The 17372-nt window shown below is 58.2% G+C and carries 15 protein-coding genes; 13 read left to right on the top strand and 2 right to left on the bottom strand.

What is annotated here, in order from left to right:
* The first annotated feature begins 36 nt into the window (after positions 1–36).
* From AC6I8T_RS13105 to AC6I8T_RS13080, 6 genes are all read left to right on the top strand, one after another.
* Positions 37–1542, top strand: coding sequence for a sugar ABC transporter ATP-binding protein (locus tag AC6I8T_RS13105; protein ID WP_208724082.1), 1506 nt, complete (start codon positions 37–39; stop codon positions 1540–1542).
* A gap of 10 nt (positions 1543–1552) precedes the next feature.
* Positions 1553–2536, top strand: coding sequence for an ABC transporter permease subunit (locus AC6I8T_RS13100; RefSeq protein WP_021182809.1), 984 nt, complete (start codon positions 1553–1555; stop codon positions 2534–2536).
* Positions 2537–2692: 156 nt separating this feature from the next.
* Entirely contained in the window at positions 2693–3631 is a 939-nt protein-coding gene (locus tag AC6I8T_RS13095) for an ABC transporter substrate-binding protein (RefSeq protein WP_021182810.1), read from the top strand.
* A 74-nt stretch (positions 3632–3705) separates the two neighbouring features.
* Positions 3706–4389, top strand: a complete 684-nt coding sequence (locus tag AC6I8T_RS13090; protein WP_497834303.1) for a D-lyxose/D-mannose isomerase — start codon at positions 3706–3708, stop codon at positions 4387–4389.
* 11 nt (positions 4390–4400) lie between these two features.
* Positions 4401–5261 carry a ketose 1,6-bisphosphate aldolase gene (locus AC6I8T_RS13085; protein WP_497833987.1) on the top strand — a complete coding sequence of 287 codons (861 nt, stop codon included), beginning with the start codon at positions 4401–4403 and terminating at the stop codon, positions 5259–5261.
* Between the two features lies 1 nt (position 5262).
* Complete coding sequence (locus AC6I8T_RS13080; protein WP_208724085.1) at positions 5263–6315, top strand: carbohydrate kinase family protein; 1053 nt, start codon at positions 5263–5265, stop codon at positions 6313–6315.
* Here AC6I8T_RS13080 and AC6I8T_RS13075 read toward each other — a convergent pair.
* The gene (locus tag AC6I8T_RS13075) at positions 6252–6998 is read right to left on the bottom strand and encodes a response regulator (RefSeq protein ID WP_036624905.1); all 747 of its coding nucleotides are present in this window, start codon (positions 6996–6998) and stop codon (positions 6252–6254) included. The genes AC6I8T_RS13080 and AC6I8T_RS13075 overlap by 64 nt on opposite strands.
* A 427-nt stretch (positions 6999–7425) precedes the next feature.
* Between AC6I8T_RS13075 and AC6I8T_RS13070 the strand changes: the two genes are divergently transcribed.
* Positions 7426–8724: an NCS2 family permease gene (locus tag AC6I8T_RS13070; protein ID WP_021182816.1), complete on the top strand. Its 1299-nt coding sequence runs from the start codon at positions 7426–7428 to the stop codon at positions 8722–8724.
* A 208-nt stretch (positions 8725–8932) separates the two neighbouring features.
* On the opposite strand, the gene AC6I8T_RS13065 is transcribed toward AC6I8T_RS13070, so the two are convergent.
* Complete coding sequence (locus AC6I8T_RS13065) at positions 8933–10387, bottom strand: AMP nucleosidase (protein WP_021182817.1); 1455 nt, start codon at positions 10385–10387, stop codon at positions 8933–8935.
* A 335-nt stretch (positions 10388–10722) separates the two neighbouring features.
* On the opposite strand from AC6I8T_RS13065, the gene AC6I8T_RS13060 reads away from it, so the two are divergent.
* From AC6I8T_RS13060 to AC6I8T_RS13035, 6 genes are all read left to right on the top strand, one after another.
* Entirely contained in the window at positions 10723–11838 is a 1116-nt protein-coding gene (locus AC6I8T_RS13060; RefSeq protein ID WP_036624907.1) for a branched-chain amino acid ABC transporter substrate-binding protein, read from the top strand.
* Positions 11839–11920: 82 nt separating this feature from the next.
* Positions 11921–12835, top strand: a complete 915-nt coding sequence (locus tag AC6I8T_RS13055; RefSeq protein ID WP_021182819.1) for an ABC transporter permease subunit — start codon at positions 11921–11923, stop codon at positions 12833–12835.
* A gap of 10 nt (positions 12836–12845) precedes the next feature.
* A complete protein-coding gene (gene livM / locus AC6I8T_RS13050; protein WP_497833986.1) occupies positions 12846–14129 on the top strand; it encodes a high-affinity branched-chain amino acid ABC transporter permease LivM in 1284 nt (427 codons plus the stop codon).
* The gene (locus tag AC6I8T_RS13045) at positions 14122–14997 is read left to right on the top strand and encodes an ABC transporter ATP-binding protein (protein ID WP_208724087.1); all 876 of its coding nucleotides are present in this window, start codon (positions 14122–14124) and stop codon (positions 14995–14997) included. Before livM ends, AC6I8T_RS13045 begins: the two co-directional genes overlap by 8 nt.
* Positions 14990–15742 carry an ABC transporter ATP-binding protein gene (locus tag AC6I8T_RS13040; RefSeq protein WP_415173568.1) on the top strand — a complete coding sequence of 251 codons (753 nt, stop codon included), beginning with the start codon at positions 14990–14992 and terminating at the stop codon, positions 15740–15742. The genes AC6I8T_RS13045 and AC6I8T_RS13040 overlap by 8 nt, the downstream gene beginning before the upstream one ends.
* A 114-nt stretch (positions 15743–15856) precedes the next feature.
* Entirely contained in the window at positions 15857–17269 is a 1413-nt protein-coding gene (locus AC6I8T_RS13035) for an EmmdR/YeeO family multidrug/toxin efflux MATE transporter (RefSeq protein WP_208724089.1), read from the top strand.
* Positions 17270–17372 lie beyond the last annotated feature (103 nt).

Here is a 17372-nt window from a genome sequence, read left to right as displayed (position 1 = left end):
TAACTCGCTGCACCCTTTGCCAGCAGGAGCGCAGCGATGACGGCCACACCGATTCTGGAAATGCGGGCAATCACCCGACGTTTTGGCAGCTTTTACGCGTTGAAAGGGGTGGACCTGACGGTCTGGCCCGGTGAAGTCCATGCGCTGATGGGGGAAAACGGCGCAGGCAAAAGCACCCTGATGAAGATCCTCGCCGGGGCTTACACCGCCAGCAGCGGGGAGATCCTGATTGATGGGCAGCCTTACGCCATTAAAGGTCCGAAAGAGGCGCTGGCGGCGGGCATCACCCTGATTTACCAGGAGATCAACCTGGCACCCAACCTGACGGTGGCGGAGAACATTTTCCTCGGCAGTGAAATCACTCGCGCCGGTTTAGTCAAACGCCGTCAAATGGCGGAAGAGGCACAACAGGTGATTGACCGCCTGGGTGCGCAGTTCAGCGCCACTGACCTGGTGAGCCGACTGAGTATTGCTGAGCAGCAGCAGGTGGAGATTGCCCGTGCGCTGCATCGCAAAAGTCGCATTCTGGTGATGGATGAACCGACCGCTGCACTCTCCAATCGCGAAACCGAGCAACTGTTTGCGCTGATCAAACGTCTGCGCAGTGAAGGCATGGCGATCATCTATATCAGCCATCGTATGGCGGAAGTGTATGAGCTTTCCGACCGTGTCAGCGTGCTGCGCGATGGTCAATACGTTGGCAGCCTGACGCGTGACCAACTGAATGCCAGTGAGCTGGTGCGCATGATGGTCGGGCGGCCCCTCAGCGATCTGTTTAACAAAGATCGATCCATTCCGTTCGGCGCCATTCGTCTCGCCGTGAATCACCTTGGCGATGGCAAAAAGGTTTATCCCAGTAGTCTGGCGGTGCGGGCCGGGGAGATAGTCGGTCTTGCCGGACTGGTGGGTGCCGGGCGCAGCGAGCTGGCGCAGCTGATTTTTGGGGTGCACAAACCGAGCAGCGGGGAAATCTGGATCGATGGCGAACAGGTAAAAATTCATTCACCGCGTGAAGCCATCGCCCACGGCATCGGTTTTCTTACCGAGAACCGGAAAGAGCAGGGCTTGTTTCTCGAACTGGCGGCGCAGGAAAACATTGTGATGGCGACGCTGGAACGCGATGCCAGTTACGGTCTGCTTAATCGCCGCAAAGGGCAGAAGATTGCCAGCGAAGCGATCCAAACCCTCAACATCCGTGTCCCCCATGCTCAGGTCCGTGCCGGTGGCCTCTCCGGCGGCAACCAGCAGAAGCTGCTGGTGTCGCGCTGGGTGGCGATTGCACCGCGCATCCTGATCCTCGATGAACCGACGCGCGGTGTCGACGTCGGTGCCAAAAGTGAGATCTATCGCATGATGAGCCAACTGGCGCAGCAGGGCGTGGCGATTCTGATGATCTCCAGCGAGCTGCCGGAAGTGGTGGGGATGAGCGACCGGGTTTACGTAATGCGTGCCGGCACCATTGCCGGTGAATTAAGCGCGAACGAGATCAGCCAGGAAAACATTATGACGCTGGCCACCGGCGCACAGCCGGCCCATGCGTGAGGAGACGAGGATGACCAGTGAAACCACCCGAATGAAAAACCCCACGCTGAAACGGGCGCTGATGGCGGATCTGTTGCAGACCGTTGGCATCCTGCCGATTTTGATTCTGATTGTCGCGGTGTTTGGCTTTGTTGCACCGAACTTTTTTACCGAGGCCAACCTGCTGAACATTACCCGTCAGGCGTCGATCAACATCGTGCTGGCGGCGGGGATGACCTTTGTGATTCTGACCGGCGGTATTGATTTGTCGGTGGGGTCGATGCTCGGTACTACCGCGGTGGTGGCAATGGTGGTGTCGCTCGATCCGGCCTTCGCCAGCCTGACCATTCCGGCGGCGCTCGGGGCAGGGCTGATCATGGGGCTGTTCAACGGCTTGCTGGTGGCGTGGGCGGGACTGCCGCCGTTTATCGTCACCCTCGGTACTTATACCGCGCTGCGTGGTGCGGCCTACCTGCTGGCCGACGGCACCACGGTGATCAACTCCGACATCAACTTTGAGTGGATCGGCAACGGCTACATCGGGCCGATTCCCTGGCTGATTGTTATCGCCTTTGCGGTAATTGCGCTGTGCTGGTTCATCCTGCGCCGTACCACGCTGGGGGTTCACATCTATGCGGTGGGCGGCAACATGCAGGCCGCCCGGCTGACCGGTATCAAGGTTGGCGCGGTGCTGGTGTTTGTCTACGCGGTGAGCGGCCTGCTGTCCGGCTTGGGCGGCCTGATGAGCGCCTCGCGTCTCTACAGCGCCAACGGCAACCTCGGTGTCGGCTATGAGCTGGATGCTATCGCTGCGGTGATCCTCGGCGGCACCAGCTTCGTCGGCGGCATCGGCACCATTACCGGCACGCTGATTGGTGCGCTGATTATCGCCACCCTGAATAACGGTATGACGCTGATGGGGGTGTCGTACTTCTGGCAACTGGTGATTAAAGGCGCGGTGATCATTATCGCCGTGCTGATCGATAAATATCGCACCCGGCATCATGTGGGGTAGGTGCGGTCTGTAACCCTCACCCCGGCCCTCTCCCATAAGGGAGAGGGGGATGTGCCATATGCTCGATCGGTTCCCTCTCCCGCTTGCGGGAGAGGGTTAGGGTGAGGGCAAGGGCAGCAACAATACAAAACCAAAAAAAGCAGGAGAACATCGACTATGCGTTTTAATCCGATCCTTACCGGACTGCTGGCGGCCACGCTTCTCAGTGCGCCGCTGGTCCAGGCCAAAGAGTTAAAAGCCATTGGTGTAACCGTCGGCGATCTCGCCAACCCGTTCTTCGTGCAGATCACCAAAGGGGCGGCCCTGGAAGCGCGCAAGCTGGCCGGTGACGACGTGAAGGTGACGCTGGTCTCCAGCGGCTACGATCTTGGTCAGCAAGTGGCGCAGATTGATAACTTTATCGCCGCTAAAGTGGACATGATCATCCTCAACGCCGCCGACTCCAAAGGGATTGCCCCGGCGGTGAAACGCGCGCGTGATGCCGGTATCGTGGTGGTGGCGGTGGACGTGGCCGCCGAAGGGGCCGATGCCACCATCACCTCCGATAACACCCAGGCCGGGGCGATGGCCTGTAAATACATCTCCGACCGCCTGAAAAACAAAGGCAACGTGGTGATCATCAACGGGCCGCCGGTTTCCGCCGTGCAGAACCGTGTCGAAGGTTGCGAGGCGGAGTTCAAAACCCATCCTGATATCAAGATTCTGTCATCGAACCAAAACGCCAAAGGCAGCCGTGAAGGGGGGCTGGAAGTGATGACCGGCCTGCTGTCAGCTAACCCGAAAATTGATGCGGTGTTCGCGATTAATGATCCTACCGCCATCGGCGCGGATCTGGCCGCCAAACAGGCGCAGCGCAGCGAATTCTTTATTGTCGGCGTCGATGGTAGCCCGGACGGTGAAGAGGCGCTGAAGCGCAAAGGTTCGCTGTTTGTCGCCACCCCGGCACAAGATCCGCAGGTGATGGCAGCCAAAGCCGTGGAGATTGGTTACGACATCCTGCAAGGCAAGCCAGCGCCGGACAAACCGGTGCTGATCCCGGTGACGATGATCGATCGTAACAACGTCGGCAGCTACAAAGGCTGGACGGTGAAATAACCGACCTGGGCGGCGTAATGTTGTTCAGTTAAGGCTCGCGCCGCCCCAATTTCCCACTGACCGGAGACGCAGTGATGCAACGTTCGGAAGTGAATGCCATTCTACAACTGACCCGCGAATTCTTTATGCGCCAGGATGTCCACCTGCCGAGCTGGGCCGATTACGGTCTTAGCCAATGGCGTGCGCTGGATAAATCTGTCGCCGATGAACTGCTGGCCCTGCATCTGGGCTGGGATGTCACCAGCTTTGGTGCCGAGGATTTTTTTCAGACCGGGTTAACCCTGTTCACCCTGCGCAACGGCTCACGCGGCGGTAAGCCGTGGAGCAAACCCTATGCGGAAAAAATCATGCATGTGCGCGAAGGGCAGGTGACGCCGATGCATTATCACCCGCAAAAGATGGAAGACATTATCAACCGTGGCGGCGGTAACCTGATTGTCACGCTGCACAACCGTGACGGCCAGCAACTGGCTAACACGCCGGTTAACGTCACCCTTGATGGCCTGCGCCAGACCCATGCCGCCGGTTCGCAACTGCGTCTGTCGCCGGGTGAAAGCGTCACCCTTGTCCCCGGCATCTGGCACAGCTTCTGGGGCGAAGAGGGCTACGGCGATGTGCTGGTAGGGGAAGTCTCCATGCCGAACGACGACGAACACGACAATGTCTTTCTCACCCCGCTGGCACGCTTCAACCCGGTTGATGAGGATGAAGATCCGCGCTGGTTGCTGTGTAACGAATATGCCCGCTGGCTGGCCTGAAGGAGCATCCTATGGCACTGATTTCACTGGCGCAGGGTTTGGCTCATGCGCAACAAAATGGTTATGCGCTGGGCGCGTTTAACGTGCTCGATACCCACTTTCTGCGTGCGCTGTTTCACGCGGCGGAACAGCAACGTTCGCCGTTTATCATCAACATTGCCGAGGTGCATTTTAAGTATGTCAGCCTCGATCATCTGATTGCTGCCATTCGTACCGAAGCGGTGCTGCACGATATTCCGGTGGTACTCAACCTCGATCACGGCCTGCACTTCGACGCGGTGATGCAGGCTATCCGCCTGGGTTTTACCTCGGTGATGTTTGATGGCTCCACCCTCAGTTATGACGAGAATGTGCGCCAGACCCAGGAGGTGGTGAAAATCTGTCACGCGCTTGGCGTATCGGTGGAAGCGGAACTTGGCGCAGTGGGCGGCGATGAAGGTGGCGCGTTGTTTGGCGAGGCCGACAGCAATAAATTCACCGATCCACAACTGGCAGCCGAGTTTGTGCGCAGCACCGGCATTGATTGTCTGGCCGTGGCGATCGGCAATGCGCACGGTAAGTATAAAGGCGAGCCGAAACTCGATTTCGACCGGCTGGCGGCGATCCGTGATGCGGCACGCGTGCCGTTGGTGTTGCATGGCGGTTCAGGTATCAGCGACGCCGATTTCCGCCATGCCATCAGCCTGGGCATCCACAAAATCAACTTCTATACCGGCATGTCGCAGGCGGCACTGGGGGCGATCGAGAACCAGATTGCCCAGCGAGAGGCGCGTTATGACGCCTTTGCCGAGCTGCTGATGGCGGTGGAGCGTGATATCAGCAACGTGGTGGCTCAGCAGATGCGGGTGTTCGGCAGCGCCGGGAGGGCCTGAGATGACAATACGCAGCGGCATCCTGGCAGCGGGCAGCATGTTGGTGGATCATGTACAACGCATCAGTCACTGGCCGGAACAAGGCTGGCTGGCGGAGATTCACCACAGTGAAAAATGCAGCGGGGGGGCCGCGCTTAACGTGTTGTTCACCCTGGCGCGTATGCAGATTGATTTGCCGCTGGCCGGGGTGGGGATGATCGGCGAGGACAGCGACGGTGATTTTATCGTGCAGTTGCTGGACCAGCATCAGGTTGATCGCCGCCTGGTACAGCGCACCCGAAGCGTGAACACCGCCATGACCCAGGTGATGACCACACCGGATGGTCAGCGTACGTTTTTTCATGCCCGCGGGGCCAATGCACAGCTCGATTTACCGCATTTTGCCGCTATCCATACCTCCCATCGCATCTTCCACCTCGGTTATCTGTTGCTGCTGGATTGCCTTGATTTACCGGATGAACATTGGGGCACGCGCGGTGCCCATCTACTGGCGCAAATGCAGCAGCGCGGCTATCTGACCTCGCTCGATCTTGTGTCGCGCGTCGGGGAGTACCAGGCGCTGGTGGTGCCCGCACTGCGCTGGCTCGATTATCTGGTGATTAACGAACTGGAGGCGCAATCCCTGACCGGTGTCAGGCTGCGCAGCGCGACGGGGATCGCACCGCCTGACGCCTTTGCGGCGGCGGCGACCTGGCTGGTGCAGCAGGGCGTCCGGCGACGCGTGGTGATCCATGCGCCAGAAGGGGCATGGGGCCAGGAGGTCAACGGTGAAGGGCGCTGGCAACCGGCGTGGCAACTGACGCCAGAAGAGATTGTTGGCAGCGTCGGGGCCGGGGATGCCTTTTGTGCCGGCGTGTTATACGCCAGTCATCAGGGCTGGCCAATGACCGAGACGCTGAAGCTGGCGCATACCTGCGCCTGTTTTAATCTGCACGCGGCGAATGCGCTGGACGGCACCCGGCCACTGGCCGAGATGCAGCGCTGGATGGATCAGGCGATTTGTGTGACATGCACGGCAGAGGCCGGGCGCATCACATCCGCAGAGAAAACATAACCCAGACCACGGATGGTGCGGATCAGGCTCGGCTGATGCGGGTTCATCTCAATCTTGCGGCGCAACCGCATGATCAGCACGTCAATGGTACGGTCGAACACATCCAGCGTTTCGCTGTGGGTGAGTTCCAGCAACTGGTCGCGCGTCAGTACTTTACGGGCATGACACACCAGGGCGCGCAGCAACGCATATTCACCCTGAGTTAACGTCACCGTCTCACGCTGGGGGTTAAACAGTTGGCAGCGCGTTTCATCCAGTCGCCAGCCGTTAAACTGCCAACCCTCGTCCTGGGTGCTGACGGGTTGCGCCAGCCGACCACAACGGCGTAATGCTGCACGCGCCCGCGCAACAACCACGCGGGGATTAAACGGTTTGGCAATATAATCGTCAGCGCCCATCTCCAGACCCACCACCATATCCGCTTCTGATCCCATGCCCGTTAGCATGATCACCAGCAGCTCAGGCCGTTGGCGCTGCATTTGCTGTAGCACCAGCAGACCATTGGTGTCCGGCAGCATCATATCCAGCATCACCAGCGAGATTTCCGGGTGTTTATCCAGCAACGTCAGCGCATCTTTTCCCTGATGGCAGCTGAATACGGTAAAAACATGTTCACTCAATACATCGTGCAGCAGTTCGCATACCGCGCGATCGTCATCCACTACCAGAATTGCGGGCTTCATTACGGGCCTCTTTTGTTATGGAAGGGTTAACGAGAGTGTATACCGACCACTTTTGCCTGCTTAATCAGGCAACAGAAACGTGAGCGGCATCGCCTGACAGAGTTTGAAAGCGTGCGTTACCGCAATCTTTTTTCGCTACCCGGTTGACGGATGGGAAAACGATTGCGCGCACATGGTGCAATGCACCATAATCGCGCCTCGTTCTGGTTCAGAATTGTCTGAGTCTAAGATACAGTCGTGAAGGTAAACGATTGCGTCCTGTTATGGCATAGCAATTGCTATGAGGACAGGGGGAAAGGAGTTTAGTAACAAGGCGGATTGATGGCCGAGCATGCAGCCGTCTGCCTTTTCCCGCAACAATAACGCGCATGCACACCCCATTGGCAAGAGAACGCACGTCAGTGACGTCTCCCCATCACGAGAGATGATGATGTTAGAAAAACTATTCAAGCTAAAAGCGCACAACACAACGGTCCGCACCGAAGTTATCGCGGGCATAACCACCTTCCTGGCTATGGCCTATATCCTGTTTGTTAACCCAAGCATTTTGGGTGCGACCGGTATGGATAAGGGCGCGGTTTTCGTGGCCACCTGTCTGGCGGCGGCAATCGGCTGCGTGCTGATGGGCCTGATTGCGAACTACCCGATTGCGCTGGCGCCGGGTATGGGCCTCAATGCCTTCTTTACTTACACCGTGGTGCTGCACATGGGCTACACCTGGCAAATCGCGCTGGGTGCGGTGTTCCTGTCAGCCTGTATCTTCTTTGCGTTGTCGGTGTTCAAAATCCGTGAATGGATTATCGCCAGTATTCCGCTGCCGTTGCGTGCCGGGATTGCTGCCGGTATCGGCCTGTTCCTGGCGCTGATTGCGCTGGAAGGCGCGGGTATCGTGGTGGATAACCCGGCGACCCTGGTGGGCCTGGGCGATCTGACCAAACCTGGCCCGCTGCTGGCGCTGCTGGGCTTCGTCATCATCGTGGTACTGGAAGCGCGTCGCGTGACCGGTGCGGTGCTGATCGGCATCCTGATCGTCACCTTCCTGTCGATGGGTATTGGCCTGACGCCGTTTGGCGGCGTGTTCTCTGCACCGCCGTCTATCGCTCCGACCTTTATGCAACTGGACATCGCCGGTGCCTTTAACGTGGGCCTGGTGAGCGTGATTTTCGCCTTCCTGTTTGTCGACGTGTTCGACAACACCGGTACGCTGCTGGGTGTGACCAAGCGTGCGGGTCTGGCGGATGAGCAGGGCAACGTGCCGAAAATGGGCCGTGCGCTGATCGCCGACAGTGCGGCTGCGCTGTTTGGTTCTCTGCTGGGGACTTCAACCACCACCAGTTATGTTGAATCGGCAGCGGGCGTCAGCGCCGGTGGCCGTACCGGTCTGACCGCGATTGTCGTGGCTATTCTGTTCGTGCTGAGCCTGTTCTTCTCGCCGCTGGCGGGTAGCGTGCCGGTATTCGCCACTGCGCCTGCGCTGCTGTTCGTGGCGGTGCTGATGGCTTCTGGCCTGGCGGAGATTGACTGGAAAGACATCACCACGGCTGCGCCGGTGACGGTCACTGCGCTGACCATGCCGCTGACTTACTCGATTGCTAACGGTATCGCGTTTGGGTTTATTACCTGGACGGTGGTGAAGCTGCTGAGTGGCCGTACCAAAGAGGTGAATGCGGCGCTGATTATTATGTCGATCCTGTTTGTGATTAAGCTGGGTTGGTTGAGTGCGTAATTAACCTCACCCTGGTCCCTCACCCTAACCCTCTCCCGCAAGCGGGAGAGGGAACAGATTGAGCTAGCGCCCTCTCCCGCAAGCGGGAGAGGGAACAGATCGAGCATATGGCACATCTCCCTCTCCCTTATGGGAGAGGGCCGGGGTGAGGGTCACAGACCGCACCTGCCCAGAGGGCCGGGGTGAGGGTCACCAACCGCACCGGGTCCTACCTGAACGGCGGTTCATTAAACGTGCGTAATTTGCGCGAATGCAATTTATCACCCTCCGCCCGCAGCAACTCCACCGCACAAATCCCAATCTGCAAATGCTCCGAAATCGCCCCTTCATAGAAGCGATTCGCCTGGCCTGGCAGCTTGATCTCCCCGTGTAGCGGCTTATCTGAAACGCACAACAAAGTGCCATACGGCACACGGAAGCGGTACCCTTGCGCCGCGATTGTCGCGCTCTCCATATCCACCGCCACAGCGCGACTCAGGTTAAAGCGCAACGCCGAAGCGGAGTAACGCAGCTCCCAGTTACGGTCATCGGTGGTCACCACGGTGCCGGTACGCAGGCGTTGTTTGACCTCTTCACCCGGCATGCCGCTCACCGCTTTGGTGGCGTCGTACAACGCGCGCTGTACTTCGGCAATGCTGGGGATCGGGATATCCGGCGGCAATACGCTGTCCAGCACATGATCGTCACGCAGATAGGCGTGGGCCAGCACATAATCGCCAATGGTCTGGCTTTCTCGCAGGCCGCCGCAGTGACCAATCATCAACCACGCATGGGGACGCACCACCGCCAGATGGTCGCAGATGGTTTTGGCATTGGATGGCCCCACGCCGATATTCACCAGCGTAATGCCGCGACGATTGGGTGACGTCAGGTGCCAGGCGGGCATCTGGTGCTTCTTCCACGCCAGGTCCGACATCATCGCTTCCGGGTCCTGGGTCTCTTTGGTGATCACCACATCGCCAGCACAGGCAAGGCTGTCGTAAGGTGTGTTCGGATCCTGTACTTGCTCAATCGCCCAGCGTACAAACTCATCGACATAACGCGTGTAGTTAGTGAACAGCACGAACGGCTGAAAGTGCTCAACGGCGGTGCCGGTGTAGTGACGCAGACGCGCCAGCGAGAAGTCGGTACGCAGCGCATCAAAATGCGACAGCGGGAACTGCGCGTCGGCGTTGAACAGGCCATCGGCGGTTTCATCACCAATCTGCGACAACTCGGTGGTGGGGAAATGACGGGCGATGCTGGCGCTCATGGAACGATCCAGCGACAGGTCCGAACCGTCGATCACGTAAGGGTAGGGGATCTCCTGCTGAGAGGGACCGACCTCAATCACCACCTCGTACTCTTTCTCAATCATCGACAGTTGCTCGCTCAGGTAATGACGCAGCAAGGCCGGACGGGTAATGGTGGTGCTGTAGCTGCCGGTATGGGTGAAGCGGCCCCAGGCACGGGTGCGGTTCTGCTGCGGGCCATCGCCCGCCCAGGTAAGGCGCAGTTCCGGGTAAACAAACAATCCCTGCTGCCGTGCCGTTTCATCCGGCAGACGTCCCTGTTCGGTAAAGTCACGAATTGCGCTGCGTAAAGCCGCAACCGCGTTGTCGTACAGGCGTTCCAGTTCATCCAGCGCCTGCTGGCTGCTGATGCCGTTCCGTTGTGTAGTCATAGGTTCTCCCTCCGAAATTTGGGCCGATTTGGCTATAGCATAGCGGGTAAACCCCTCAGCACCATGAAGAATCTGTGATCGACCGCATTCTGCACCATCAGAGTGCTGGTGCGTCGGCAAACGCTGGCTATGGTTAAGATCAGCAGACGTGTTCCCGCCGCTTTAACGCGCTGTCGGTGCAAAAACTTGTCACCAATGCTTACCTTTGGCGAGGTTTTTGCTTAATCGTTAACCGTGGCCCTGCTGGCCACTCATCGCACTTCGTTAAGTTTCAGAAATTGATTTCTCCCAGGCCGTGGTATGGCTCCGTTCCTGACCCGTTGAGGATTGAAAGCATGTCTTTGAAATTCATACAAGTACCATTGAAGGTCGTGATTGCTGGTTGCCTGAGTGCGGCGTTTTATGCCCAGGCAGACATTAAAATTGGTGTAGCCGGACCCTTTTCCGGCCCTAATGCCACTTACGGCGCACAGTATTGGAAAGGTGCCACTCAGGCGGCGGATGATATCAACGCTGCCGGAGGCATTAACGGTGAGAAAATTGTGCTGGTGCAGGGCGATGACGCCTGTGAACCAAAACAGGCGGTGGCGGTAGCCAACCGTCTGGTGGATCAGGACAAAGTGCTGGCGGTGGTCGGCCACTTCTGCTCCTCCTCCACCATGCCCGCCTCTGAAGTGTATGACGATGCCGGTGTGCTGGCGATCACCCCCGGTTCCACCAACCCACAAATCACTGAACGCGGCATGAAAACCATGTTCCGTATGTGTGGCCGTGACGACCAACAAGGGGCGATTGCGGCTAACTACATCATCGATAAGTTGAAGGCCAAACGCGTGGCGGTGATCCACGATAAAGACACCTACGGTCAGGGGCTGGCTGATGCGACCAAAGCGGCGCTGGAAAAACGTGGCGTCAACGAGGTGTTATATGAAGGTCTGTCGCGTGGTGAGAAAGACTTCAACGCGCTGGTTACCAAAATCGCCTCGGTGAAACCGGATGTGGTCTACTTTGGCGGTTGCCACCCGGAAGCGGGGCCTCTGGTGCGTCAGATGCGTGAGCAGGGCGTTACGGCTGCCTTCTTCTCCGGTGACTGCATCGTGACGGAAGATATGGTGACTGCTGCCGGTGGCCCACAATACACCAAAGGGGTCTACATGACCTTTGGTCAGGACCCGCGTCAGATCCCGGATGGTAAAGCGGTGATCGCCAAGTTCCGCGCGGGTGGTTTTGAGCCGGAAGGTTACACCCTGTATGCCTACGCCTCGGTGCAGGCACTGGCCGCTGCGTATAAAGCCGCAGGGAAAGATAACGCCAAAGCCAGCGACTGGCTGAAAGCGAATAGCGTCGATACCGTAATGGGTAAAAAAGCCTGGGATGGCAAAGGCGACCTGAAAGTCTCGGATTACGTGGTCTACCAGTGGGACGATAAAGGCAAATATCACCAGCTGTAAGCTGACACGCGGCCCCGCGTGCAGCGGGGCCATTCGCGATTGGGCGCGAGGTTTGCGCTCCCCTTAAGCACGGGACTTGCATATGGACGCCTTCTTTCTTCAGCAACTGGTGAACGGCCTGACGCTGGGCGCGGTTTACGGGCTGATTGCTATCGGCTACACCATGGTGTACGGCATTATCGGCATGATCAACTTCGCCCACGGCGAGGTGTATATGATCTCCGCCTATCTTTGTGCCATCGGGCTGGGCCTGCTCAGCTTCTTCGGCATCCACTCCTTTCCACTGCTGATTTTCGGCACCCTGATCTTCACTATCGTCATCACCGCCGTGTATGGCTGGACCATTGAGCGCATCGCTTATCGCCCGTTACGCAACTCCACCCGTCTTGCGCCGTTGATTTCGGCGATTGGGATGTCGCTGATTTTGCAGAACTACGTGCAATTGAGCCAGGGACCGAATCAGCAGGGCATCCCCACGTTGATGAGTGGCGTGCTGCGTATGGAGATTGATGGTGGCGTGGTGCAAATCACCTGGACCAAAGTGTTTATCCTGATTGCCGCTCTGTGCGGCATGGCGCTGCTGACGTGGATTATTCAGTACACACGGCTGGGGCGGATTTGTCGTGCGGTGCAGCAGGATCGGCGCATGGCCGCGATTCTCGGTATCAACACCGATCGGGTGATCTCGCTGGTGTTTATGATTGGTGCGGCAATGGCCGGGCTGGCCGGGGTACTGGTGACCATGAACTACGGCACCTTTGATTTCTACATTGGCTTTGTCATCGGCATCAAGGCGTTTACCGCTGCGGTACTGGGCGGTATTGGTTCGCTGCCCGGGGCGATGCTCGGCGGTCTGCTGCTCGGGGTGGCGGAAGCGCAATTCGCCGGACTGGTGAACTCCGATTACAAAGATGTTTTCTCTTTTGCCCTGTTGGTGGTGATCTTGATCTTCCGGCCACAGGGGCTGTTGGGACGACCGCTGGTTGCCAAAGTGTGAGGACGCCGAAATGAGTGCAATGACGCAATCTGTGGATGTGCGCCAGTCGCTGCTGGATTGTCTGATGGCCGGGCTGGTGGCGCTGGTGGTGTTTGGACCGATCGTCGGCGTGGTACTGGATGGCTACAGTTTTCATCTGTCGCCACTGCGGGTCGCGCTGCTGGTGGGGGTGGTGATGGTGGGGCGACTGCTGCTCAGCCTGTTGCTGCAAACTCCGACCGGACAACGCTTCGCCCGCAAGTTCGAAGGCAGCGATGACGGGGTATATGTCCGTGAGCCGGGCCACCGATCAGCGATGCGCTGGGTCCTGCCGCTGGTGGTGGTGCTGGCGTTGGCCTTTCCGTTCCTTTCCAGTAAATACCTGCTGACGGTAGCGATTCTGGGTTTAATTTATGTGTTGCTCGGCCTCGGGTTGAATATCGTGGTGGGGCTTGCCGGGTTGCTGGACCTCGGTTATGTGGCGTTTTACGCCATCGGCGCTTATGGTCTGGCGTTAGGTTATGAGTATCTCGGCCTGGGTTTCTGGAGCATGTTGCCACTGGCGGCCTTGATGGCGGCCTTTGCCGGGGCGCTACTCGGTTTTCCGGTGCTGCGGATGCACGGTGATTACCTGGCGATCGTCACCCTCGGGTTTGGTGAAATCATCCGTTTGATCCTCAACAACTGGCTGGCCTTCACCGGCGGTCCCAATGGTGTCTCGGTGCCGGCACCGACCTTTTTTGGTCTGGAGTTTGGCCGTCGCGCACGCGAGGGCGGTGTCCCCTACAACGAGTTTTTCCATCTCGACTACAACCCGAACATGAAGTTTATCTTTATCTATGTGGTGCTGGTTCTGGTGGTGTTGCTGGTGTTGTGGATCAAACATCGCCTGACGCGTATGCCGATTGGCCGCGCGTGGGAAGCGCTGCGCGAGGATGAGATCGCCTGTCGCGCAATGGGGCTGAATCATGTGCTGGTCAAGCTGTCGGCGTTTATGCTCGGCGCGTCCACCGCCGGGATCGCCGGGGTGTTTTTCGCCACCTATCAGGGCTTTGTCAATCCAACCTCGTTCACCTTCTTTGAATCGGCGCTGATCCTCGCCATTGTGGTGCTGGGCGGGATGGGGTCGACGCTCGGCGTGGTGCTGGCGGCTTTTGTGCTGACGGTCGCCCCGGAGCTGTTGCGCAGCTTTGCCGAATATCGCGTGTTGTTGTTTGGCATGTTGATGGTGCTGATGATGATCTGGCGACCGCGTGGCCTGGTACGTACCGCGCGCGTGGGTGTACCGCTGCGTAAAGGAGTGCGCCATGAGTGATGCGATTTTGCAGGTGAATAACCTGATGATGCGCTTCGGCGGTATTAAGGCGCTGAACGACGTCAGCCTGGCAGTGGAGCGTGGTTCGGTGACATCGTTGATCGGCCCGAACGGCGCGGGTAAAACCACGGTATTTAACTGTCTGACCGGTTTCTATCGCGCCACTGGCGGGCGCATCACTCTTAACGCCAATCAGCGATCGACCGATGTGATCCAGGTACTGGGGCAGAAAATTCATCCCGGTGACTGGCTGCATCCGGCGCGGCTGGGTTCACGTATCTGGTACAAAATGTTTGGTGGCGCGCATCTGGTGAACCGCGCCGGGCTGGCGCGTACCTTTCAGAATATCCGCCTGTTTCGCGAGATGTCGGTGGTGGAGAACCTGCTGGTGGCGCAGCATATGCAGGTTAACCGTCAACTGATCGCTGGCATCCTGAATACCCGTGGTTATCGCGAAGCGGAGAATCGCGCGCTGGACCGGGCATTTTACTGGCTGGAGAACGTTGACCTGGTGGGCAGCGCTAACCGACTGGCGGGCACCTTATCTTATGGACAGCAGCGGCGACTGGAGATTGCCCGTGCCATGTGTACCCGCCCGGAGCTGATCTGCCTTGATGAACCGGCGGCAGGCCTGAACCCGGTGGAGACCGAGGCGTTAAGCCAGATTCTGCATCGGCTGCGCGCCGACCATCGTATCAGCGTGTTGTTGATTGAACACGATATGCCGATGGTGATGCGTATCTCCGATCATATCGTGGTGTTGGATCACGGCGACGTGATTGCGCAAGGCACGCCGCAGCAAATCCGTCATGACCCACGGGTGATTGCCGCCTATCTCGGCGCGGAAGAGGAGGATGACCATGTCTGAACCGATGCTGAGCTTTGAACAGGTGGACGTATTTTATGGCCCGGTGCAAGCACTGAAGCAGGTGTCGCTGACGGTTAATGAAGGCGAAACCGTGGCGCTGATTGGTGCCAACGGGGCGGGTAAATCAACGCTGCTGATGTCAATTTTCAGCCAGCCGCGCATCGCCGCTGGCGAGATTCGCTTTCGCGGCGAGGCCATCAGTCACCGATCCACCCATTTTATCGCCGCCAGTGGTATCGCGCAGGCGCCGGAGGGCCGGCGCATCTTCCCGGATATGACGGTGGAGGAAAATCTGCTGATGGGCACCATTGCCATCGGCGACCGCTTTGCGCGCGAAGATAAGGATCGCATGTATCAACTGTTTCCCCGACTGCTGGAAAGGCGTAAACAGCGCGCGATGACGCTATCGGGCGGTGAGCAGCAGATGCTGGCGATTGCCCGTGCGTTGATGAGCCGCCCGAAATTGCTGCTGCTGGATGAACCCAGCCTCGGGCTGGCACCGCTGGTGGTGAAGCAAATCTTCGCCATCCTGCGTGAGCTGACGCAGCAGGGCATGACGCTGTTTCTGGTGGAGCAGAACGCGCGCCATGCGCTGCAACTGGCGGATCGGGGTTATGTGATGGTTAACGGCGAGATACGACTCAGCGGCAGCGGCGAGGAATTGTTGCATAACGAGGAGGTGCGCAGTGCCTATCTGGGAGGCGCAGTCGAACATCCTGCCGCCTCGGGAACAAAAAGTTTGTAATAATGATTAAATGTTGACGGGAAACATTTTGCATAATTGTTAGCGTCCTATCATTATTATTCTTCTTGTCCAAAGTGATTTGGTATTCCCTTGCAAAATCCTGGCGTAGCAGTGATGCGTGCGATCAGAAATACGGCGTGGTATCCGAAACGCCGTTCTTATCGCACGCTGTTATGGCGTGAGATCACGCCGCTGGCCGTGCCCATCTTTATCGAAAACTTATGTGTGATGCTGATGGGCGTCCTCAGTACCTTCCTGGTCAGCTGGCTGGGTAAAGAAGCGATGGCAGGCGTAGGTCTGGCCGACAGCTTCAATATGGTGATCATCTCATTCTTCGCCGCTATCGATCTCGGCACTACGGTGGTGGTGGCGTTCAGCCTTGCCAAACGCAACGGCAAACGGGCGCGCGCGGCAACCCGCCAGTCGCTGGGATTGATGACGGTGCTGGCGTTTGTGTTGGTGATCGCCATTGAGGTTTGGGGCCACCTGATCATTGATGTCATCGCCGGTAGCGCCGAACCCAAGGTCAAGGCGCTGGCGCTCAGCTACCTGCAAACCTCGGCGTGGAGTTACCCGGCGGCAGCGATTGCCTTGATAGGCAGCGGGGCGCTGCGTGGGGCAGGAAATACCAAAATCCCGATGCTGATTAACGGCGGGATGAACATCCTCAATATCGTCATCAGTACCGTGCTGATCTATGGCTGTCTCGGTTGGGAAGGGTTGGGCTTTATCGGTGCCGGGCTGGGGCTGACTATCTCACGCTATATCGGGGCGATTGCGGCGATTTATGTGCTGTATCTCGGTATCAACCCGGCGCTGAAAATCTCCATCCAAAGCTACTTCCGACGCTGGAACTACGGCATTTTGATGGAGGTGCTAAGTATCGGTGTTCCGGCCAGTATCGAGTCGGTGTTGTTTAACGGCGGTAAGCTGCTGACGCAGATTTTTGTCGCCGGAATGGGGACCAACGAAATCGCCGGCAACTTTATCGCCTTCTCCATCGCCACGTTGATTAACCTGCCGGGCAATGCCCTGGGGTCGGCGTCGACCATTATCACCGGCAAACGTCTTGGGCGTAACCAGGTGATGCAGGCGGAACGGCAAATCAAACATGTATTCTGGCTGGCGATGATTGGCTTATGTAGCCTGGCGGCGATTACCGTGCCGATAGCCGGGTTGCTGGCGAAGTTCTATACCCGCGACCCGGAGGTGATTTCGGTGACCAAACACCTGATCTGGCTGAACGCCGCGTTTATGCCAATCTGGACCGCCTCCTGGGTGCTACCTGCCGGGCTGAAAGGTGCACGCGATGCGCGTTACACCATGTATGTCTCGATGTTCAGCATGTGGGGCGCGCGCGTGGTGGCCGGTTATCTGCTTGGCATTGTGCTGGGTATGGGGGTGATTGGCGTATGGCTTGGCATGTTCCTCGACTGGACCGTGCGCGGTATCTGCTTCTGGTGGCGTCTGACCAGCGGCAAATGGCTGAATAATTATCGCCGGATGATCGCCAGAAGCGGAGGGTAATGCCCTCACCCTAACCCTCTCCCGCAAGCGGGAGAGGGGACTGATGCGTGCACCGGCTACCATTTTGCACTACCTCCCTCTCCCGCTTGCGGGAGAGGGCCGG

Source organism: Pantoea sp. X-Soil-OKNW-556, from assembly GCF_059730695.1.
Note: the sequence above shows the minus strand (reverse complement) of the source record. Positions and strands in the feature narration are given on the sequence as shown.